The sequence below is a fragment of the Buttiauxella cochleicola genome (assembly GCF_021282435.1).
Lineage (GTDB): Bacteria > Pseudomonadota > Gammaproteobacteria > Enterobacterales > Enterobacteriaceae > Buttiauxella > Buttiauxella massiliensis.
The window spans coordinates 59,409-79,830 of record NZ_JAJSOT010000010.1; the positions used below are offsets into that span (position 1 = coordinate 59,409).

General features: G+C 48.8%; 19 protein-coding genes. 6 read left to right on the forward strand and 13 right to left on the reverse strand.

Features of this window, described 5'->3' with window-relative positions; all coding sequences use genetic code 11:
• Window positions 1-7: 7 nt before the first annotated feature.
• The 5 genes from LVQ77_RS19530 to LVQ77_RS19550 form a co-directional block, all read right to left on the reverse strand.
• Window positions 8-1,144 (reverse strand): alginate lyase family protein, encoded by a 1,137-nt coding sequence (locus LVQ77_RS19530; protein ID WP_232905284.1) that lies wholly within the window; start codon window positions 1,142-1,144, stop codon window positions 8-10.
• Window positions 1,145-1,154: 10 nt separating this feature from the next.
• A complete protein-coding gene (locus tag LVQ77_RS19535; RefSeq protein ID WP_034455068.1) occupies window positions 1,155-2,243 on the reverse strand; it encodes an ABC transporter ATP-binding protein in 1,089 nt (362 codons plus the stop codon).
• 10 nt (window positions 2,244-2,253) lie between these two features.
• Entirely contained in the window at window positions 2,254-3,093 is an 840-nt protein-coding gene (locus LVQ77_RS19540; RefSeq protein ID WP_232864781.1) for a carbohydrate ABC transporter permease, read from the reverse strand.
• A gap of 10 nt (window positions 3,094-3,103) precedes the next feature.
• Window positions 3,104-3,988, reverse strand: coding sequence for a carbohydrate ABC transporter permease (locus LVQ77_RS19545; RefSeq protein WP_232905319.1), 885 nt, complete (start codon window positions 3,986-3,988; stop codon window positions 3,104-3,106).
• 124 nt (window positions 3,989-4,112) lie between these two features.
• Window positions 4,113-5,405 carry an ABC transporter substrate-binding protein gene (locus LVQ77_RS19550; protein WP_232905285.1) on the reverse strand — a complete coding sequence of 431 codons (1,293 nt, stop codon included), beginning with the start codon at window positions 5,403-5,405 and terminating at the stop codon, window positions 4,113-4,115.
• A 616-nt stretch (window positions 5,406-6,021) separates the two neighbouring features.
• Here LVQ77_RS19550 and LVQ77_RS19555 point away from each other — a divergent pair.
• The 3 genes from LVQ77_RS19555 (at window position 6,022) to LVQ77_RS19565 (ending at window position 10,833) form a co-directional block, all read left to right on the forward strand.
• The gene (locus tag LVQ77_RS19555; RefSeq protein ID WP_232905320.1) at window positions 6,022-7,251 is read left to right on the forward strand and encodes an alginate lyase family protein; all 1,230 of its coding nucleotides are present in this window, start codon (window positions 6,022-6,024) and stop codon (window positions 7,249-7,251) included.
• A gap of 20 nt (window positions 7,252-7,271) precedes the next feature.
• Window positions 7,272-9,290 (forward strand): heparinase II/III domain-containing protein, encoded by a 2,019-nt coding sequence (locus LVQ77_RS19560; protein ID WP_232905286.1) that lies wholly within the window; start codon window positions 7,272-7,274, stop codon window positions 9,288-9,290.
• Window positions 9,291-9,489: 199 nt separating this feature from the next.
• Window positions 9,490-10,833, forward strand: coding sequence for an anaerobic C4-dicarboxylate transporter (locus LVQ77_RS19565; protein ID WP_232905287.1), 1,344 nt, complete (start codon window positions 9,490-9,492; stop codon window positions 10,831-10,833).
• Window positions 10,834-10,972: 139 nt separating this feature from the next.
• Here LVQ77_RS19565 and LVQ77_RS19570 read toward each other — a convergent pair whose 3' ends face one another.
• The gene (locus LVQ77_RS19570; protein ID WP_034496127.1) at window positions 10,973-11,224 is read right to left on the reverse strand and encodes a DUF2766 family protein; all 252 of its coding nucleotides are present in this window, start codon (window positions 11,222-11,224) and stop codon (window positions 10,973-10,975) included.
• A gap of 170 nt (window positions 11,225-11,394) precedes the next feature.
• On the opposite strand from LVQ77_RS19570, the gene LVQ77_RS19575 reads away from it, so the two are divergent.
• Window positions 11,395-11,967 (forward strand): sugar O-acetyltransferase, encoded by a 573-nt coding sequence (locus tag LVQ77_RS19575; RefSeq protein WP_154148586.1) that lies wholly within the window; start codon window positions 11,395-11,397, stop codon window positions 11,965-11,967.
• A 15-nt stretch (window positions 11,968-11,982) separates the two neighbouring features.
• Here the strand turns inward: LVQ77_RS19575 and LVQ77_RS19580 are convergent, their stop codons facing one another.
• The 6 genes from LVQ77_RS19580 to azuC form a co-directional block, all read right to left on the reverse strand.
• Complete coding sequence (locus tag LVQ77_RS19580; protein WP_232905288.1) at window positions 11,983-12,960, reverse strand: ABC transporter ATP-binding protein; 978 nt, start codon at window positions 12,958-12,960, stop codon at window positions 11,983-11,985.
• A complete protein-coding gene (locus tag LVQ77_RS19585; protein WP_232905289.1) occupies window positions 12,947-13,930 on the reverse strand; it encodes an ABC transporter ATP-binding protein in 984 nt (327 codons plus the stop codon). Before LVQ77_RS19585 ends, LVQ77_RS19580 begins: the two co-directional genes overlap by 14 nt.
• Entirely contained in the window at window positions 13,923-14,768 is an 846-nt protein-coding gene (locus tag LVQ77_RS19590; protein WP_232905290.1) for an ABC transporter permease, read from the reverse strand. Before LVQ77_RS19590 ends, LVQ77_RS19585 begins: the two co-directional genes overlap by 8 nt.
• A gap of 4 nt (window positions 14,769-14,772) precedes the next feature.
• A complete protein-coding gene (locus LVQ77_RS19595) occupies window positions 14,773-15,726 on the reverse strand; it encodes an ABC transporter permease (protein WP_232905291.1) in 954 nt (317 codons plus the stop codon).
• Between the two features lie 96 nt (window positions 15,727-15,822).
• Window positions 15,823-17,415, reverse strand: a complete 1,593-nt coding sequence (locus LVQ77_RS19600) for an ABC transporter substrate-binding protein (protein ID WP_232905292.1) — start codon at window positions 17,413-17,415, stop codon at window positions 15,823-15,825.
• Window positions 17,416-17,616: 201 nt separating this feature from the next.
• Window positions 17,617-17,700 carry a stress response protein AzuC gene (gene azuC, locus LVQ77_RS19605; protein ID WP_115628089.1) on the reverse strand — a complete coding sequence of 28 codons (84 nt, stop codon included), beginning with the start codon at window positions 17,698-17,700 and terminating at the stop codon, window positions 17,617-17,619.
• A 215-nt stretch (window positions 17,701-17,915) separates the two neighbouring features.
• On the opposite strand from azuC, the gene LVQ77_RS19610 reads away from it, so the two are divergent.
• Together LVQ77_RS19610 and LVQ77_RS19615 are read left to right on the forward strand one after the other, a co-directional pair.
• On the forward strand, window positions 17,916-19,334 hold the full coding sequence (locus LVQ77_RS19610) for an MFS transporter (protein ID WP_151994717.1): 1,419 nt from the start codon (window positions 17,916-17,918) through the stop codon (window positions 19,332-19,334).
• Window positions 19,335-19,388: 54 nt separating this feature from the next.
• On the forward strand, window positions 19,389-19,655 hold the full coding sequence (locus LVQ77_RS19615; protein WP_232905293.1) for a hypothetical protein: 267 nt from the start codon (window positions 19,389-19,391) through the stop codon (window positions 19,653-19,655).
• A 77-nt stretch (window positions 19,656-19,732) separates the two neighbouring features.
• Here LVQ77_RS19615 and LVQ77_RS19620 read toward each other — a convergent pair whose 3' ends face one another.
• Window positions 19,733-20,371, reverse strand: a complete 639-nt coding sequence (locus LVQ77_RS19620) for an RpiB/LacA/LacB family sugar-phosphate isomerase (protein WP_232905294.1) — start codon at window positions 20,369-20,371, stop codon at window positions 19,733-19,735.
• Between the last annotated feature and the right edge of the window lie 51 nt (window positions 20,372-20,422).

Here is a 20,422-nt window from a genome sequence, read left to right on the forward strand (position 1 = left end):
GTCTTAGTCATGCACACCACATCAACTGTTCACGTAGACTGAGCGTATCTTCCGGGAAATTAGCCAGCACGACTTTATAGCGCGTCATCTCCTTGGGATATCCCCGCATGGATTGCAGTAATAGGCGCAACGCGCTGTCCCAGACGATACCCTGCAAATCACTGTAAGGCCACAAATCGGGGTCTGCGATAAATGGCATCAGATAATCAATACCAAGCTTCACGCTCCTACCATCTTGTACGGCATTCCAGCGGTCAAATTCGACGTGTTCCGCATAACGATTAAGCAGCAGATGGGCTTCAAGGTTAAATAAGGAGTAATGGAATGGCACCGGGCGTTCCAGCTCCATCGTCTGTTTGCCTTCCTGGTCGATTTGCGCCGCCATTCGTTGGGTAATGCCCTGCTGAATGATGCGCGCCACCAGCCCTTTGTCACCATAAAACAGCGCATTAGCAACACGTTGCGCGTCATACCAGGTACCGTGGTTGTTATGCCACACGTATTCAGAATGACCCACGTCGCTGTAAAACATCCAGTGGTTGAAGTCCCTGAACCATTGGTGCAAACCAATAATGTCATCGGTATCCAGTACACCCGCAGGGCTAATCAAACCAATAGTATCAATCACCATCCATAAAAGACGTGTATCGATTAGCCCGGTACCGCGCCCGGAAACAATACCGGGGATCGCCTGGCCATAGTTCAGATGCGGGTTCATACGCGTTTGTTCGTCAAGGAACCAGCACTTGATTTGCTCTGCTGCAGCCTGCGCATATTTACGCTGCCCGCTAAAATACCAGGCCAGTCCAAGCGTTAAACAGCGTTCGCACATGCGGATAATGCGCGTGGTGTCCGTGTCATTATTCTGGCATTGCGGATTAGTATGTCCGTCACGGCGAATATATGGCAGGCCATTTGGCCTGCGTGGATTTGGCCACCAATACGTCCCCAGACTGTAATAATCATGAGGATCACCGCTTACCGGGCGTAATTTCTTATGCACCACGCTTTCCGGTGGCTGACCACGAACCTTATCCGCTTCGCTAACCAGACGCCCCAGCGCCAGCTGCAAAGGAGAAAAAGGCTGCTGTAGGCCACGGCGGGCATTCTCAAGACACGTCTCATCCAGGGTGTACAACTTCATCTATCGCTCCTTAATGGCATGCTACTCGTTGCCCGCTTTCGGCATCAAATATATGAATACCGGTCAGTTTGGGTTGTAGCCATACCGTTTCACCTTCCTGAACATTTAAGCGTTGCTTAAACACCGAGGTAAATGAACCACCTCCAGTGTTGCAGAACAATTGCATATCAGAACCGGTGTTTTCGATGGCGGTAATGGTCGCTTTTAGTGCTCCATTACCCTCGCCTTCTTCCACAACATTGACCTGCTCCGGGCGAATTGCATAAACCACTGTCTGTTGCGGTTTTACCTGCATACCCGGCGGCAAGCTTAGCAGGGAGCCATCGGCGAGGCGCAGCATCATTTCACCATTTTGTAGCGTGACTTCACCTTTTAACTGATTGATTTCAGGAGAACCGATGAATCCTGCAACGAATAGATTTGCCGGGCGGTCATACAACTCCAGCGGGCTACCCACCTGTTCAATACGCCCTTCACGCAACACCACAATCATCTGCCCCATCGTCATGGCTTCGATTTGATCGTGAGTCACATACACCGATGTCGTTTTCAGGCGACGATGCAATTCGCGGATTTCCCCACGCACCTGGGTGCGGAGTTTTGCGTCGAGGTTTGAGAGTGGTTCGTCGAACAAAAACACCTGTGGATTGCGTACAATCGCACGCCCCATTGCTACACGCTGGCGCTGGCCACCCGAAAGATCTTTTGGCAAACGGTCGAGTAAGACGCCTAATCCCAGCAGATCGGCTGCGGCCTCAACCTTACGGCTGATTTCTGCTTTTGGCAGCTTCGCCATTTTCAACGCGAAGCCCATGTTTTCGCGCACGGTCATCTGCGGATAAAGTGCGTAGCTCTGGAATACCATCGCAATATCACGCAGTTTCGGCTCAACGTCAGTTACGTCTTTTTCGTTGATGGCCACCTCCCCGCCCGTTATCTCCTCAAGTCCGGCAATCATACGTAATAACGTTGATTTACCGCAGCCGCTTGGGCCCACCAGCACGCAAAACTCGCCGTCAGGGATAGTGAGAGAAACATCTTTAATGACGTGTGCATCGCCATAAGATTTACAGACATTCTTCAGTACAACGGAACCCATGAGATTCTCCTTATCCTTTGACCGCGCCGGACATAATCCCGCGGTTGAAATGTTTTTGCAGACCGAGATAAACGATGATACTTGGCAACATCGCCAGCAGCGTAATGGCTATAAAGATGTTCGGAGTGATACTTTCATCGGTACGCAAGCTACCGAGAATCACTGGAATAGTGTTCAGGCTGTCGTGGTTGACGACAATTAGCGGCAGCAGGTACTGGTCCCAAATCATGATGAAGCCAAACGTGACTACCGTGCCAAGAGCAGGTTTCACCAACGGCAAAATGACGTGGAAGAAGATTTGCCATTCATTCGCACCATCGATGCGCGCGGCCTCTTCCAGCTCTTTGGGGATGGCGGCCATAAATTCGCTCAGCACGAAGATGGAAAATGCCCAACCCACTACCGGCATGATCATCCCGAGATAGGTGTTATAGAGCGACGCATCAATCAGCGGCAGCTTCCAGTTGATTATCATGTACAGCGGAATAGCGATGACTTCTTCCGGCAACATCATGGTGGAGAGGATCACAAGGCTCACCAGCGACACACCGATGAATTTTTTACGCGCCAGGGCATAAGCAGCAAGCGCACTCACCGACACCTGCAAAATGGTGCCGACAAAAACGACAATCATCGAGTTAAGCAGATATTGCCAAACCCCAATGTCGTTCCAGGCGAAGATAAAGTTCTCGAATGAAAACTCATTAGGCCATGCCAGCAACTCGCCCGGTTTGACCGGTGCCCCGCTAAATGCAGTAGCAACAATGCCCCAGAATGGCCCAACGAATACAATCAGCAACAAGCCATAAATCATCCAGCGGCCTGCAGTATCCCAACGCTTACCTAACATCGGTGGCTCCTTAATAGCGGGCAATACGCTTTTTCAACGTGAGGTGACAAATCGTCAACAGCACAGTGAAGGCGAATAACAGGAACGACACCGCCGAAGCATAGCCGTAGTCAAATTGCTCAAATCCGAGTTTGTAGATATGGGTCATGATCATTTCAGTGGAGTTAGATGGCCCACCGCCGGTTGTGGCATACACTTCTGCAAACACACGGAACCCACGAATAAAGGAGAGCATCAACACCACTGAAATCGCCGGGATCATGCCAGGCAGCGTGACGTAACGCAGACGGTTCCACCAGTTCGCGCCATCAACGTTTGAGGCGTCATATAAATCGCGGCTAATGCCTGCCAGGCCTGCGATAAAGATAACCATGTTGTACGGCACCGCTTTCCAGATATGCAGCAACATGATGACCCAGAGAGCCTGGTCTGAACTTGCGAGGAATCCCTGGTCGGCAATACCAAACCAGCTCAGGATATGGTTCATCACACCGTTCGGAGTTGGGTTAAACAAGATTCGCCACATTTCGGCGACGATAGCCGCACTGGTTACCGCGGGCAGGAAAATGGCGGTGCGGATAAAACGCAAATGGCGAGCCGGCCCTTCAAGTAACATGGCGAGGAAAAATGCCAGCACCGCTCCAACCACCATGGTCACCACGACATAAAGGAAGGTATTGAATACCGCAGCATGGAGTTCAATATCGGCAAAAGCGCGGGCAAAATTGGTAAATCCCACCCATTCGTCTGGTTGATTGAAGTTCACCTTGTAGAAACTCATCACCAGGCCTTGCAGCATGGGAATAAATTTAAACCAGGTGAAGATGACCAGTGCCGGAGCAAGAAATATCCACGGCACCAGATTCCGTTTCTGGCGAGAAGTTAACATCGTTATTTTCACTCTATAAAGATTCAGGCTGTGACTGAGTGTCAGGTGACGCTTCGCTTACCCGACCTACATTTCGGGACGTGCAGGATGGATAAGCGTAAGAACCATTCACCGAATTCAAAAACCAAACTTATTTCGCCAGTACCTGCTGTTTATCCAGCTCGGCATTGACCTTTTCATTGGTCACTTTCAGTTCAGCTGCAATGTCACCATTACAGTCAGCCAGAATACGGTTGAAACCGTCGGCGGTTATCTGACGAATTGGCGTCCAGTTAGGCACCTGCGGCACATAACGCCCGTGTTCAGCGTAAAGTTTGGCGAAGGTTGCCCAACGTGCATCGTCATATACGGCCTGGATATCAACCTGTTTATTCACAGGTAAGCGCACTACCGGTATGTGTTTCGTGCCTTTGCCCATACCGATTTCTTGCCCTTCCTGGGAGATCATAAATTCGATGAACTTCCGCGCGGCTTCTTTATTCTTGCTACTTTTCATCATGAAGACGGTGGTGCCTTCGGCAAGAGTCGCACTATTTTTCGGCCCTTCGAGGGTCACGACTTCAAACTTGTCTTTGCCAGGATCTTTATCAAACAGTGCAATGTGATACGGGCCGGTGAAGAACATGCCCGTCTGGCTTGAGCGGAAGGATGGGATAATGTCTGCGGTTGTCGCGTTGATAGCACCTGGCTGAACAACTTTGTCGCACAGCATTCCTCGCATAAATGCCAGGGTTTCAGCGGCAGCTGGCTCATCAAGCGAGGCTTTGAATTTACCCTTGCCTGATTCGCGAATGAAATCACCCCCTGCCTGCCATAAAAATGCGCTCATAAACCAACTGGCGTAACCACGCGTGGTGGAACCCGGCAACAAAAAGCCATAGGTATCGTTTTTACCATTACCGTCCGGGTCTTGTGTGGTAAAGGCTTTAGCCAGCTTTGCCACATCGCTCCAGGTTTTGGGCTCAGGCATACCCAGTTTTTCACGCCAGTCTTTGCGGACAAACAGCGCAAAGGTTTGGGCAGAAGTAGGCACCCCATAGAATTTCCCGTCGGTGTAGCGAGTACTTTCCCAGGCCGTAGGATAAATATTTTCGCCACCTGCAATGGATTTCGGGTCTATTTCATCAGCTATTCCGAGTTGGATGAACTGGCCAATGGCTACCGCATCGTTGAAGATCAGATCGGGCAATGCGTTGCCCGCAGCGGCACGAGCAAGGCGCTGTTCAAAGTCTGTCGTAGCATTAAAATATTCGATTTTAATGCCAGTCTTCTTCTCAAAAGTTTCGGCCTCTTGCTTGTAAATATTTTTAGAATCATTGCTGGCACGGATCCAGACATTTAGTGTTTCAGCCGCAAATGTTTGCGAAGCACTAAAACCGAGGGCGGAAATCAGTAATACGGATTTTAATTTTGTGGAAAACATTTATATTCACGTCCTTATTTTAAGAGATTTGATTATTGAGAAAACGGAGTGAAGCAGATTATTTCAAGAATGAAAAAAGGCTGCGGGGTAATTAAATAGAATGCATGAGGTAAAAACAACGGGGCGAAACAGAAATAGCGTTTCACAATCCAGAAGTGTGCTTCAAGTCACACAGTAAAGTCAGTCAAAAACACAACTTAAAATTATAAGCTTTAAATTCAATGAATTACATAAATAAAAAATACCCACAACATTTTAAAAATATTTTAAAACCATTGATTTACGTGACTCCAGCCTCACTTTTAGAGCCTATTTACCCTTGAAAACGTTAATTTGATGTGAGTCACATAAAAATTCATTCTGTCTCTTACACTGCGCACTCGGCATCATAAATATTATTCCCACTCTTATATTTTACGAATTAACAGTACCTCTATAGATATATACCCAAAATAATTCAAGATGCAGGAAGGCGGCAAGAGAACGAGTCCCGATGAGCTTACTCAGGTAAGTGATTCGGGTGAGTAAACGTAGCCAACGCACATGCAACTTGAAGTATGACGGGTATAAATAACCAGATATTATTCCATTGGTGGACGGAGAAAATATGCGCCCGATGAAACCCATTTTATTGTCTTGCTTGTCATTACTTTCGTTAGCGGTTGCTAGCGTATTAACCGCATCGCCACTGTACGCCGCCGATGCACATCCATTGCAAATCAAACTTGATGATTTACGTTACAGCCAACAACAGCTTGCGGCGAGAAACCCTGAGTTTCTTGGCGCATATGAAAAGCTTATTGCCGGGGCTGACAAAGCGCTGGGCAAACCACTCTACTCGGTTATGGATAAGACCCTGACAGGCGCAAGTGGTGACAAACATGATTACTACAGCTTCCCTCCATACTGGTGGCCCGATCCGAACAAAAAAGATGGTCTGCCTTATATTCGTAAGGATGGTCAAACCAACCCGGATGCCAACAGCGACGCCACGGACAAAAAGCGCTTGGTGAATATGAGTAATGATGTTTGGACACTGTCGCTTGCATGGCAATTTACCCAAAAGCCAGCCTATGCCGAAAAAGCGCGTGACCAGTTACTGAACTGGTTCGTTAATCCTGACACGCGCATGAATCCTAACCTACAACACGCTCAGGCAATCCCTGGGATTAATGACGGACGTGGAATTGGACTCATCGACAGCCGCGCATTGGTGGAAGTCATCGATGCCGTGGAGTTACTACGCCCGGCTAACGTGATTAGTGATGATGAGTATCAAAAAATTAAACAGTGGTATGGCGATTTCTACCACTGGATGACGACCAGCCAAAATGGTTTTGAAGAAGATAATTGGCACAACAACCACGGCACTTACTTTGATTTGCAGGCAGCGTCTTTTGCACTGTTTAGTGGCGATCTCGCTGCGGCTAAAAAGCGTCTGCAAATCACCCAACTGCGTCGTATTCCCGCTCATTTCGACAGAGATGGCTGCCAGATGGCAGAAATTGAGCGTACTCGTCCTTGGCATTACAGCAATTTCCACCTGGAAGCCTATAACAAACTTGGCCGCCTTGGAGAAATCGCGCAGGTGGATGTCTGGAACTTCAACCTTGATGACCGAAGCCTGCGTAAAGGTTACGCCTATGTCGCCAATTATGTTCACAGCAATGAGCCATGGCCGTGGAAAGATATCGACAAAATGGATGATGAAAAAGCGTTAGTGAACATGGTCAGTGCGGCTCGTGCATGGCCAGATGACAGCGCCTTTGCCGAAAAAGCACAATGGCTAATGGCAAAATATCCTGATGATATCTCTCATCTTATTACCCCATTAAAACAACACTGAAAGAGAGTAAGGATCGAGCGATGAAGCAGTTCACCACGCAACAACTTATTCTCCTTCGCCAACGCATGACCCAGCAGCCTGAAATAGTGGCGCAGTTGATTGCCGAAAATACCGTGGTGCTTAACAACCCGGTCAAAGTACCGGAAACCGCACGGGCAACCTGGAATCTTTACTATTTCTGCCCGGATCACGGAGTCAGACTAAAGTGGGATCGTCACACCCCAACCTCCCATTGCTGCCCGGTTGATGAGCAGTCGTTTAGTGGAGAACCCTACGACGGAGCCTGGTGGCGCGAGCTAAATGGGCTGAATGCCAAAGCCTGCCACCAGCTTGGCTTGCTGTGGCAACTCACGGGTGAACAAGGTTATCTGGATAAGGTCCGCGAACTGTTAATGCGCTATGCCGAGTATTATCCGGGTTACGCAATTCACGGCGGTATCCCTTACAACGGGCCCGGAAAAATGAACGCACAGACGCTGTGCGAAGCCAATTGTATGCTGGATTTCACCCTCGGCTATGATTGCATTGCTGAAGCTTTGTCCGCGCAGCAGCGTGAATACATTACTAGCCGTTTATTACGCGAAGGTGCGCAATTCCTAATGGCCCATCGCACTGCCCAATTGCATAACCATGAGGTAAAAATCGGCTGTGCCATAGGGGTTCTCGGCTTTGTTCTCGAAGATGAGGCCTTACTGGAATTTGCGGTAAATCAGCCTTACGGGCTGCGCTATCAACTTGAACATGGTCTGTTTGAAGAGGGATTGTGGTTTGAAGGGTCAATTCATTACCACTTCTATGCACTACAAGGATTCCTGGCATTCGAAAAGTTGGCTATTGGTTCGCGCTGGAGCTTGCTCGATGAGCCTTTCTATAAAAAAATGCTCAGCTTCCCTCTTGCGCTGCTGATGCCTGATGGCACCTTTCCACGTATCAATGATTGTATCTATGGCCAGGAAAAGCTCGATCATGGCCATCTGTATGAGTTTGCCTGGTATTACTACCAGGATGAGCTATATGCCGCGGCGCTTAAGGCTATACGCCAGCAGTATCCAGTGCCTCATTTTGATACCTTTGTTTACGACTCGCCACTGCCAGAAAAACTGCCGGAACTGATTCCTGAATGTCACCTACACGCTCCAAATTGCGGCCTGACTATCTGGCGCAACTCGCAAAAAAAACGCGCATTGCTGATAAAACACACGCCATTTGGCGGTGAACATGACCACTATGACCGCCTGAATATCCTGCTTTTTAATGGTGGGAAAGAGATCCTCCCCGATCTGGGCACCACCGGTTACGGTGCGCCCATGCATTATGCGTATTACAAAAATAGCGCCACCCACAATACGATCACGGTAAATCAAACTAACCAACCGCCTGCTGTCCCGGTGGTGCATCATTATCATGAAAGTGACGCATTTTGCTGGCTGGATACTGGAGTAGACTGGCGGCAAATTCCCCCGAATCTCGATAGCCATACACGTGTGCAGTGGGATAGCCAAGCCTGGCGGGATGTGCGTTTTCGCCGTCGTTTACTGTGGCTGGATAACGCGATTATTGATATCAGCAATGTGCAAAACCCGCACAGCCAACAAATCGACTGGACGTTGCATCTTCAGGGAAAAGCGCTGGATAGCGAGGGAGAATGTGCGCAATTTAGCTCTCAAGGCCCGCTGGTGATTATGAAGGATGCCCGTTGCGTACAGTTAACCAATAGCCAGCCACGTCACTTTGCCACCCCTCATAATGGGCAAGCGTTATGGCTGTACGGCCATGCTCAGTTATGGCAAGGAAATGCTCCGGATAACCCGGCGGTTCAAGATCTGAGCTATCTGGTTCTGCGTAGCAAAGAACAATCTTCTCAGTTCATTTGCGTTTGGGATTTTGACCATCAACAACCGATAACCGATATGCACGTCACGCCGGATTCTAACGGTATGACTATCCAACTCAGGCGTGGAGAAAGAACGGTACTAGTTGATCTTTGCGAAGAATATGCAGTGCTCCCGCAACTTAAAACCTCGCATATTCCCTTTTAAATCTTTGGGCGGATGCTTCTCCGCCCAACTTAATTAATCGCTTAATTTGCTCAGTCGTCATGAACGCCGTCCATTAAATTGTTAATTTTTTGTTATAATCAATTGTTTTCATTGAGTTTTAACAAATCCGATCTGCGTCTCAATGGTAATCCTTACAATCTGTAATGCTTTATGCGATAGAATTTTAAAAGGGATTGTCATGATTACTATTGAATTTATTGTCATTATTTTATGCCTGTTGGTCGGGACTCGCTTTGGCGGGATGGGGCTTGGTTTAATCAGTGGAATTGGGTTGTTTATCCTGACTTTCATTTTTGGCCTTGAGCCAGGAAAGCCGCCCGTTGATGTAATGCTCACCATTCTTGCCGTAATCGGTTGTGCAGCTACATTGCAAACCGCGGGCGGCCTGAATGTCATGATGCAGTTTGCTGAACGCCTTCTGCGTAAACACCCGCAACACATCACACTACTTGCTCCTTTCACTACCTGGATGCTGACGTTCCTGTGTGGAACCGGGCATGTGGTCTACACCATGTTCCCGATTATCGCCGATATTGCGCTTAAAAAAGGGATTCGCCCGGAGCGCCCAATGGCGGTGGCATCTATTGCTTCTCAGATGGCGATTACGGCCTCTCCGGTTTCGGTGGCGGTGGTTTCGCTGATTTCCATTATTGGGGCCAATCACGGCGTGGGTCAGGCCTGGGGCATTCTCGATATTCTCTGTGTTTCCGTGCCCGCGTCGTTATTTGGCGTGTTAATTGCTGCACTGTGGAGTTTGCGTCGCGGTAAGGATTTGCAGAACGATAAAGAGTTTCAGGAGAAGCTCAAAGACCCGAAACAACGTGAATTTATTTACGGCAGCAGCGAAACGCTGATGGACCAGGTGTTCCCAAAACAAGCCTATTGGTCAACGTGGATTTTCTTCGCCGGTATTCTGGTGGTGGTCTTATTGGGCGCTATTCCGACACTGCGTCCAGCGTTTGAAATTAAAGGTGCGCTAAAGCCACTATCAATGAATCTGGTTATTCAGATGATGATGTTGATTGCGGGCGCAGTGATGCTGATCGTCTGCAAAGTTAACGCCTCGGCCATTTCAAACGGTGCGGTGTTTAAAGCCGGGATGGTGGCGATTTTCTCGGTATTTGGCGTGGCATGGATGAGCGACACTTTCTTCCAGGCGCACCTTGAAGAGCTAAAAATGGCACTGGAAGGCGTGGTGAAAAGCCATCCATGGACTTATGCCATCGTGCTGTTTTTGGTTTCTAAACTGGTAAATAGCCAGGCGGCTGCATTAACCGCTGTGGCACCGATGGGATTGATGCTGGGTGTGGAGCCGAAAATGCTGATTGCCTTCTTCCCGGCATCTTACGGCTACTTTGTCCTGCCTACCTATCCAAGTGATCTGGCATGTATTGGCTTTGACCGCTCGGGCACCACGAAGATTGGTAAATTCATCATCAACCATAGCTTTATTTTACCGGGGTTGATTGGCGTGAGCTGCGCTTGTGCGGCGAGTTACTTGCTGGTGATGACGTTCTTCTAAAAATACCCGTCATACTTCAAGTTGCCTCTTTGTTGGCTGCATTCACTCACCCGAATCACTTACTTTAGTAAGCTCATCGGGATTTGTTCTCTTGCCGCCGCGATGCAACTTGAATTATTAGGGTATTTAACGGATGAAATTAATGCGCTTCGTTCTGGGGCGTAAACTTCAACTCAATCAAGCTAATCGCTTTCTGAATTGCGCGGCGGGTCACCGGATCTGCCGCTGCCGGATGAGTGGCGAAATCAATGGTCTTTAATTGATTAGCCATTTTTTCGCGCACTTCTACCGGTGCAATCACATCAATTACATCCAGAATTTGCTTAATCACCAGCTGGCATGCCACCACATCGGAAACCAGTTCCTGGTCGGCAGATAATTGTTCAGACATCATTTCTCTCCTGTTTCGCAATGGGCAACATAGTACATTTCTGCACGCTGAAACGGTATCGATAATCGACATTCCGTTACTTTATTCGCGAAGAGAATTTTGTGGCTTTTACAACAGTATTTTTATGATCACACGATTAGAATGCTGCCAATAAACATAAGGGCAGAACAATGACAGAACATGAAAAATTGCTGGCGGGTTTGCATTACAACACCCGAGATCCTGAATTGCTCGGGATGTATCACAACGCACGGGCGGTAACCAAACAATTGGCACAGCTGGATTCTCATGACTTTGAAACCAAACTTACGCTGCTGCGTGAAATGCTGGGTGGTTTTGGTGATGAAAGTTGGATTGAATTGCCGTTCTGGTGTGACTACGGAAAGCACGTCACCATTGGCCGTAACTGTTTTATTAATACCAATGTGGTGTTTCTTGACTGCAATACCGTGACGATTGGCGATAACACGTTGGTGGGGCCAAATGTTCAGTTCTACACCCCTGTACATCCGCTGTCGGCGAAAGAGCGCCTGACCGGAGATCCCGATTATCCCTTCCTGACAAGTGCCAAACCGATTGTTGTTGGCAGCAATGTCTGGATTGGCGGAAATGTGGTTATTTTACCGGGTGTGACGATTGGTGATAACACAACGATTGGCGCAGGAAGCATTGTCAGCAAAGATATCCCGGCGGGTGTGCTGGCAATGGGGCAGCCATGCAAAGTAGTGCGGGAGCTTGAATAAGCCCCCCGCTATTAATCACGAGTTCTCAAACAACCAACACGCAACCCGATGCCCAGGTGAAATCTCTTGCATCACCGGGCTTTGGCTTTGGCATTTATCCATCGCCCTTGGGCAGCGATTGCAGAATTTGCAACCTGGCCAGTCGCTCATGGCACTTGGTAATTCGCCTTTAATGCCACCTTGATCAAGCATTTGCACATGCGGATCGGCCACCGGGATTGAGGCAAGAAGTGCCCGGGTATATGGATGCGCAGGCTCTGTATATAGAGTTTCAGCCGGTGCTTCCTCAACCAGAGTGCCAAGATACATCACACCAATTCGGTCTGAAATATGGCGCACCATGGACAGGTCGTGTGCAATAAACAGATATGTCAGCCCCAATGCTTGCTGCAAATCCTGCAAGATATTGACCACCTGCGCTTGCACGGATACATCGAGTGCCGACAGTGGTTCGTCGCAAAGGACAAACTCAGGATTTACTGACAGAGCTCGGGCAATACTTATACGCTGCCGCTGGCCACCGCTAAACTCATGTGGGAAGCGGTTTAAGTGTTCCGCCTTTAACCCCACTTTTTCCAGCAGTTCCAGTGTGCGGGTTTCGCGCTGTTCTTTACCATAACCATGAATCTTCATCGGCTCGGCAATTAACTGCGCGACAGTCATGCCCGGGTTAAGCGATGAATATGGGTCCTGGAAAATTGCCTGCATGCGACGGCGCAACGGTTTAAGTTGCTTGTCGCTCATCTTTGCAATGTCCTGGCCTGCAAACTCAATTTCGCCATCGGTAATATCAAACAGGCGTAGTACGCTGCGCCCAAGTGTTGATTTCCCACATCCAGACTCTCCCACCAGCCCGTAGGTTTCACCTGGATAGATATCGAAACTCACACCATCGACAGCTTTCACCGGTGGTGTTTTATTAAACCATCCCTGTTGGCTATGGAAATATTTGCGTAAGCCCTTTACACGGACTAATGGCTTAACGTCCTGCATTGTTCACCTCCGAATCCCATAACCAGCACATTGCCTGATGACCCTCTCCGGTTTGGTACATCGGAGGCAGGCTGCTACAACGCGCCATGCGCTGCGGGCAACGTTCTGCAAATGGGCAACCAGGTGGTGGGTTGAGTAACCCTGGTGGCGAGCCTTCGATAGGTGACAAACGAGCGCTTGCCTCGCCTGGCCGCGGCAACGATGCCAAAAGCCCGCGAGTATAAGGGTGTGCTGGACGGTAGAAAATATCCTCCACGCTCCCCTGCTCCATCACAAGCCCACCGTACATCACCACCACACGTGAACAAACCTGTGCTACGACACCAAGATCGTGCGTGATGAGCATAATTGCGGTGTCGGTTTGCTGTTGTAGCTGTTTTAGCAGGCGTAAAATCTGCGCCTGAATGGTGACATCCAGTGCGGTTGTTGGCTCATCGGCAATCAGTAACGCCGGGTGGCATGAGAGTGCGATAGCAATCATCACGCGCTGGCGCATACCGCCACTGAACTCGTGCGGATACTGGTTGTAACGCTGCTCCGCATTACCAATCCCCACCTGTTGCAGCATGGCAATCGACTTTTCTTTGGCCGCTTTTTTGCTGAGGTTCTGATTGCGAATCAGGATTTCGCTCATCTGCTTACCAATGGTCAACACCGGGTTAAGTGCCGTCATGGGATCCTGGAAGATCATGGCAATATCGTTGCCACGAATTTGGCGCATTTGCTCGGGTGTTTTACGGGCTAAATCTTCGCCCATAAAATGGACATGGCCGCCGACGACGTTACCGTTGCTACCCAGCAGTTTGAGCACTGATTTACAGGTAACACTCTTGCCGCAGCCTGATTCACCAACAATCCCTACCACTTCACCGCGTTTGACTGCAAAGCTTACACCGCGCACCGCCTTAACTTCCCCTTCACGGGTGAAGAAGGACGTTTGCAGGTTATCGAGTTCCAGTAAGTTATTCATCGCGGTTAGCTCCGGGCTCAAAGGCAGTACGTAATACATCGCCCAATACGTTAAAACTCAGCACCGTCAGCAAAATAAGGACACCCGGGAACATCGCAAGCCATGTTGCTTCACCAATAAAGGATTGCGCATTGTTGAGCATGCTTCCCCATGAGGCATTTGGCTGCTGCACACCAAGTCCGAGGAAGCTCAGCGTCGACTCCATCAGGATTGCAGAGGCGATATTCAGCGTTGCCGCAACCATAATGGTCGGCAAAATATTCGGGATGATATGGCGCGCAATGATGATTAACGGATGCTCACCACACGCACGGGCGTACACCACATACTCACGCTCTTTCACCGATAAAGTTTCAGCACGCACCAGGCGCGACATATTCATCCAGGTCAATGCACTGATAATCAGGATGATATTGGCAATACCGGGCTTGAGGTATGCGTTCAATACCAACAGCAGGAAGAAGGCTGGGATCGACATCAAAATATCGACCACCCGCATCATCAGGTTATCGATTCGCCCGCCAAAATAGCCGCTGACAGTGCCTACCAGCGTGCCAATGAACGTTGAAAATATCATTGCCAGAAAACCGACCATTAACGAAATCTGGCCGCCGTATAAAGCGCGAGTGAAATAGTCACGTCCGTAGTCATCAGTTCCGAACCAGTGTTGCGCATCTGGCGGTGTGAGCCTTGCGGTCAGTGACATCTGGTTTGGGTCCCACGGACTGAATGTTGCCAGTAATGCTGCAATGCTGAAAATGACCAGAACCAGAAGTGATAATTGAGCTGGACGATTACGTTTCAGGCCATGTTTAACTTGTTGCCAACGTCTACTCATCGTCTTACCTCAACGCCTTAATGCGCGGGTCTGCCACGCGATATAACATGTCAGCCAATAAATTGCCGACGATAAGCATCGTTGAAGAGAGCATGATCATCGCCATGATTAACGGATAATCTAGGGAAGTTATCGACTGAATCCCCAACAGGCCCATACCTGGCCAAGAGAAGACGCTTTCAGTCACGTACGCCCCCACCACCAGCTCGCCAAAGGAGATACCAAAGAGTGTGATAACCGGCAGCAGCACGTTTTTAAGGACATGGCGGAATAGGATTGAACGACGTGTAGCACCGTATGCCAGCTGCGTTTGCACATAATCAGCTGATAACTGTGTAATGGTGTTGGAGCGGATGTAACGCACGTAATTGGAGAGGTTATAAAAACTCAGTGCAATGCACGGCAAAATACCGTGACGAACCACATCAAGCCACGAGTCTTCCATACCAATAGTTCGCATGCCCATACTCGGCAACCAGTTTAGCTGCACCGAAAACACAGTTATCAGCAAAATACCAAACCAGAAGATAGGCACCGAAATACCGATATAGGCAAACATATTCAGGAAGTGATCAAGCCAGCGGTGTTTGTAAGCGCCCGCAACTAAACCCAACGGGATAGCCAACACCATAGCCAAAACTAGTGATGCACCCATCAGGCCAAGAGTGGCAGGAATGCGCTCGGCAATCATAGTTAACACCGGGCGATGGTAAATCAGTGAGTAACCCAAATCCCCTTGCAGCACGTTTTTTAGCCACAACAGGTATTGCATAAACATGGGCTTATCGAGCCCCATGCTATGGCGGATACGCTCGATATCCTCCGGGCTCATACGCGGAGTAATATAAGCCTGCACCGGGTCGCCGGGTGCCAGTTTGACCAGCAGAAACGACACCAGCGAGATGAAAAACAGCATCGGCACCAGTTGGGCCAGGCGTCGTACTAACACATTGTTCATACTGCTTTCCAAAAAATAAGTCCCCGGAAGGGGGAAAACTGTAGGGCGGGTAGCTTACGTTACCCGCCCTACGACTACCTCATGGCAGTGTGCTAATTATTGTTGATAGATCTTCGACCAATCCTGGAACATATAAACAGGCTTAGGTTCAGCCTCTTTGGTTCCGGCAAAACGTTTATCTACCGCAACCACCGCATTGGTGTAGGCAATTGGGTACCATGCCATGTCGTTTGCAACGGTCTGCTGGATTTGCTTATAAATTTCAGCACGTTTGGTTTTATCAGTTTCAGTTGCGCCCTGGTTCCACAAAGCATCGAACGCTGGGTTTTTGTAGTGAGCATAGTTATATGCTTCGTTGCTCAGGTACAAAGACTTATAGCCATCAGGTTCCATACCCATGATGTAGCCACCGAGACTCAGCTCATAAGAGGTATTTTTCATATCCAGGCTGCGTTGCGACATGGCGTTGGCATCCAGTGGCATCAGCTCAACCGCAATACCCACGTTTTTCAGCTGCTGTTGAATATACAGCCCCATGCTTTCCTGAGTTTTATTGCTATTGATGTAGGCGAGGCGCAGTTTCAGATCCGCAGGCGTGCCCGCTTCTTTCAGCAATGCTTTCGCTTTTTCAACATCGTATTTGTAGGTTTCAACATCGTTGGTCTGATACAGCGTGTCTGGCGTCAGAATAGATGCGGCAGGTTGCGCATATTCCAGCGAAGAGAATGCAGCCTGAACCAGTTCATCTTTATTGATGGCATAAGCAATGGCCTGACGTAGCGCCTTGTTCTTCATGCTGTCGATATTCTGGTTAAACGTCATATATGCCAGACGCCCTTCCGGGTAGATAACGAAGTCAAATTTACCGCTACTTTTCAAACGATTGACATCCTGAGGGTCAATCATCTTCATATTGATTTCGCCGTTTTGCAGCGCAAGATTGGCAGAGTTGCTGTCTTTAGCGAAACGGTAAGTTACTGTGTCGAGCTTTGGCTTGCCGTTCCAGTAATCATCAAAGCGTGTCAGCGAGTAATACTGCCCGGCACGATATTCTTTGAATTTGAACGGGCCTGAACCAACTGGAGTATCGTTTTTGGTGCTCTTTTCCAGATCGCCACTGTCATTAGCAAACACATGTTCTGGGATTGGGTAAATCTGTACCAGCGTACCTACAAACGCAGCACTCACCTGTGGCAGAGTAAATTTCACTGTCAGGTCATCAACTTTGCTGACCTGAATTGGCTTGTCGCCGTACACAAACATGCTGCGGAAGAAGCTGTGCTGTTTCTCATCAAGCAACTTGTTGAAAGTGAACACCACGTCGCCTGCGGTAATAGGCTTGCCATCTTGCCATTTCAGATTCGGTTTGAGTTTTAAGATGTATGAGAGGTTATCTTCTGAAGGCGTAAGACTCTCAGCCAGAGCCCATTCAATTTTATCGCCATTGAAGCTATAAAGCGGTGCGTATAGCGTCTGCATGATAGTCAGCGTAGTACGGTCGCTGGCATACAGCGGGTTCATCGCTAACGGATCGCCAGTGGTCACGCCAACAATTAAATTGCCGCCATCCTGGGCTGCTTGTTTAGCCGGCGCAGGAGCAGTCGCAGTTTCAGTTTTTGCATTATCACAGCCAGAAAGGGCCAGGGCCAAAGAGGCAAACAGCGCAGATAACAACAGGGGTTTACGCATTTATTCACGGACTCCGTCTCAATTAGAGACCGCATAGTGCACCAGCCATACCCACAATGTAAATAAGTGTAAAACGCATAACGTTATGCGAAAAAGTGCTAAAGAAGAAATTGTGGATATAAAGATTAATATCGCGGGTAAAAAGGCAAATTTCAGGCATAAAAAAACCTGCCGCAGCAGGTTTTTTTTCAAGCGGGCAGATTAAAACATGCCAGCCGGCGGTACATCTTTAAAAGTCTTGCAGTATTGCTCGAACATACTTTTCAGAATTTTGCGCATTTTCATTGTGTGCTCCGGTTTTTTGTTTTGCAGGTGTTGCTCGTTATGCGGCTAATAATATGACATCCGTCACACAAATCAATAGTTTTGTGATGCGCATCACACATTTTTCTTGTGGATTTTACATCTTCTTCACACAAAATGGCTTGCATATCCACGACTTAACTGGTTAATTGGCTCAACAATTTTTTAAAACATTATTTTAATTTTGAATTTCACTCATGACTAACTCCCCTTCTCCAGCAGCAAAACGTGGCATTTCAGGAATGGCACTCCTGGTCGCTGGCGCTTTTTTTATGGAATTTCTCGACGGGACGGTCATTGCCACCGCGCTGCCGGAAATGGCCCGAACTTTTGGTGTTGATGCCGTTGATCTGAATATCGGTATGAGTGCCTACTTGTTGACTCTGGCGGTATTAATACCCGCCAGCGGCTGGATTGCGGACCGATTTGGCGCACGCAAAGTTTTCACCCTCGCACTCGGGATCTTCACTTTCGCCTCGGTACTGTGCGGCATTGCCAATACGATTGAGCAGTTTGTCGCGATGCGCATTTTACAGGGAGTCGGTGGCGCGCTAATGGTGCCTGTCGGGCGGTTGGCTGTGCTGCGTACAACCCCTAAACATTTACTGATCACCGCGATTGCCACTCTCACCTGGCCCGCCCTGGTTGCCCCCATTATTGGCCCACCATTGGGCGGATTTATCACCAGCTACGCCTCGTGGCGTTGGATTTTCTATATCAACTTGCCACTTGGGTTAATTGCCATGGCGCTGGCGTGGCGATTGATTCCCGATATTCATGACGACGACCGTCGTCCATTTGACGGCATTGGTTTTACCGGCACTGCGGTGGCAATGATTAGCCTGGTGTACGGCCTGGAAATGCTTGGGCAATCGCAAATTAATGTGCTGCCAACTGTGAGCTTGCTGGTATTAGGTGCAGCGGCGCTGTGGTTCTCACTGTGGCACTTTAAACACGCTAAGCATCCGATGATTCGCCTTGATGCTTTAAAGGTGCAGACCTTTGGTGTGACAATGTATGGAGGCTCTTTATTTCGTACATCCATCAGCGCAGTGCCATTTTTATTGCCGTTACTATTCCAGGTCGGTTTCGGAATGGATGCTTTTCATTCGGGTTTACTGGTGCTGGCAGTCTTCGCCGGAAATCTCGCGATGAAACCTGCAACGACATCATTAATTCGCGCATTAGGGTTCAAGAAATTACTCATTATTAACGGCCTTCTGAACGTCGCTTCTCTGCTGGCTTGTGCGTTTCTTACCCCGCACACCGCAATATGGGTGACCATAGCGATACTCTTCTTTGGCGGGATGTTCCGTTCGATGCAGTTTACAGGCATAAGCACCCTCGCCTTTTCAGATGTGCCATCCACGCAAATGAGCTACGCCAACACGCTATTTAGTACCGCAACGCAGCTTTCTGTAGGGCTTGGGATTACGCTTGGTGCGATAGGGATTCGTCTGGGGGAGAAAGTCAGCCAGTGGCTCGATTTAACCGCAATCCCTGGCATTTCTATTAAGATTTCGTTTGTGATGATTACGCTCATTTGCCTGGCAGGTTTGTTTGACCTGCTGCGTTTACCACACAATGCGGGCAGCAGTGTGTCGAAAAAACACTAACCCGGTCGCTGGCCTCAATTACACTTAACGATAGGTCAGGTGTGTGAGGCCACTATGAAACGCTTATCGATATACTTACTTATGATGTTGTCACTGATAGGGTCTCAAGCTTTTGCTGTTGAGATCCAACCTCTTAACAACCCTTCTTTGCATAACCCTTATCCAAAAACCAGTGCAGTGCAGCGAGACTGGCCGGAGCTGATGCCGGAGCAAGGAATAAACAGTAAAAATTGGGATGAGCAGCATATGGCTGCCGAACATCAAAGATGGCCACAAGAGCCAGTTCCACATTTTAGCGGGCGAATCGAAGGATGGCGCTAAAAGCGCCACGAGTTAAAGCGGTGTTGGCACAAAAAATACGGCCAGCAAAGGCTGGCCGTAAGCATGACTAAAAGAGATTAAGCAAGGATTTCGCGTACGAATGCTTCAATCTCTTTGCTCTGGCAGTTTTCGAAGAAACATTTCTGGAAGCGTTCGCCGGTCACCGCGGTTTTCACCAGTTCACGGTCGATAGAACGCAGGGTATCCAGGTAGTTTTCTTTAACAACTGCAGCTTTAACCTGGTTCAGGATACCGGCGTTACGAACCTGTGGTTCTTTACGCTCAATCGGGTAGCCTTCGCCTTTACGGCCAGTAAATGCTTTTTCAAACATGTAGCGAACGTTGAGCTCAGCACCCCAGCCGAAGCCTTTAGCGAATGCCAATGACAACGCGTTACCGTTGTTGATTTGTGAGAACAGGAAAGCATCAGCAGGATCCAGGCAGTAGCCACAAACCACACCCGGGTGGATGTTCAGAGACATCATTGCACCCTGACCTGTGCCGCAACCGGTCACAACGAAATCTACAGCTTTAGAGTTCAACAGGATACTGGCCATAATACCGAGGTGGATGTAGGTCAGGTGGTGATCCTGCTCATCGCTCATACCTACGTTGTAAACCGGGTACTCTTTCTCAGCAGCAACCGCTTGCAACTCATTAAGAATGATTGCATTTTTGCCAGCCTGACTGTTTTCCATCATCAGTGCTATTTTCATTTCCGTCTCCTGATTGGGTCACGGGATTTCCCGCGGTGAATAGCTTTGGTA

Coding starts and splice junctions, on each gene's coding strand:
- LVQ77_RS19530 (WP_232905284.1), bottom strand. CDS start 1,144: ATGAAGTTGTACACCCTGGATGAGACGTGTCTTGAGAATGCCCGCCGT.
- LVQ77_RS19535 (WP_034455068.1), bottom strand. CDS start 2,243: ATGGGTTCCGTTGTACTGAAGAATGTCTGTAAATCTTATGGCGATGCA.
- LVQ77_RS19540 (WP_232864781.1), bottom strand. CDS start 3,093: ATGTTAGGTAAGCGTTGGGATACTGCAGGCCGCTGGATGATTTATGGC.
- LVQ77_RS19550 (WP_232905285.1), bottom strand. CDS start 5,405: ATGTTTTCCACAAAATTAAAATCCGTATTACTGATTTCCGCCCTCGGT.
- LVQ77_RS19555 (WP_232905320.1), top strand. CDS start 6,022: ATGAAACCCATTTTATTGTCTTGCTTGTCATTACTTTCGTTAGCGGTT.
- LVQ77_RS19560 (WP_232905286.1), top strand. CDS start 7,272: ATGAAGCAGTTCACCACGCAACAACTTATTCTCCTTCGCCAACGCATG.
- LVQ77_RS19565 (WP_232905287.1), top strand. CDS start 9,490: ATGATTACTATTGAATTTATTGTCATTATTTTATGCCTGTTGGTCGGG.
- LVQ77_RS19570 (WP_034496127.1), bottom strand. CDS start 11,224: ATGTCTGAACAATTATCTGCCGACCAGGAACTGGTTTCCGATGTGGTG.
- LVQ77_RS19575 (WP_154148586.1), top strand. CDS start 11,395: ATGACAGAACATGAAAAATTGCTGGCGGGTTTGCATTACAACACCCGA.
- LVQ77_RS19580 (WP_232905288.1), bottom strand. CDS start 12,960: ATGCAGGACGTTAAGCCATTAGTCCGTGTAAAGGGCTTACGCAAATAT.
- LVQ77_RS19585 (WP_232905289.1), bottom strand. CDS start 13,930: ATGAATAACTTACTGGAACTCGATAACCTGCAAACGTCCTTCTTCACC.
- LVQ77_RS19590 (WP_232905290.1), bottom strand. CDS start 14,768: ATGAGTAGACGTTGGCAACAAGTTAAACATGGCCTGAAACGTAATCGT.
- LVQ77_RS19595 (WP_232905291.1), bottom strand. CDS start 15,726: ATGAACAATGTGTTAGTACGACGCCTGGCCCAACTGGTGCCGATGCTG.
- LVQ77_RS19600 (WP_232905292.1), bottom strand. CDS start 17,415: ATGCGTAAACCCCTGTTGTTATCTGCGCTGTTTGCCTCTTTGGCCCTG.
- azuC (WP_115628089.1), bottom strand. CDS start 17,700: ATGAAAATGCGCAAAATTCTGAAAAGTATGTTCGAGCAATACTGCAAG.
- LVQ77_RS19610 (WP_151994717.1), top strand. CDS start 17,916: ATGACTAACTCCCCTTCTCCAGCAGCAAAACGTGGCATTTCAGGAATG.
- LVQ77_RS19615 (WP_232905293.1), top strand. CDS start 19,389: ATGAAACGCTTATCGATATACTTACTTATGATGTTGTCACTGATAGGG.
- LVQ77_RS19620 (WP_232905294.1), bottom strand. CDS start 20,371: ATGAAAATAGCACTGATGATGGAAAACAGTCAGGCTGGCAAAAATGCA.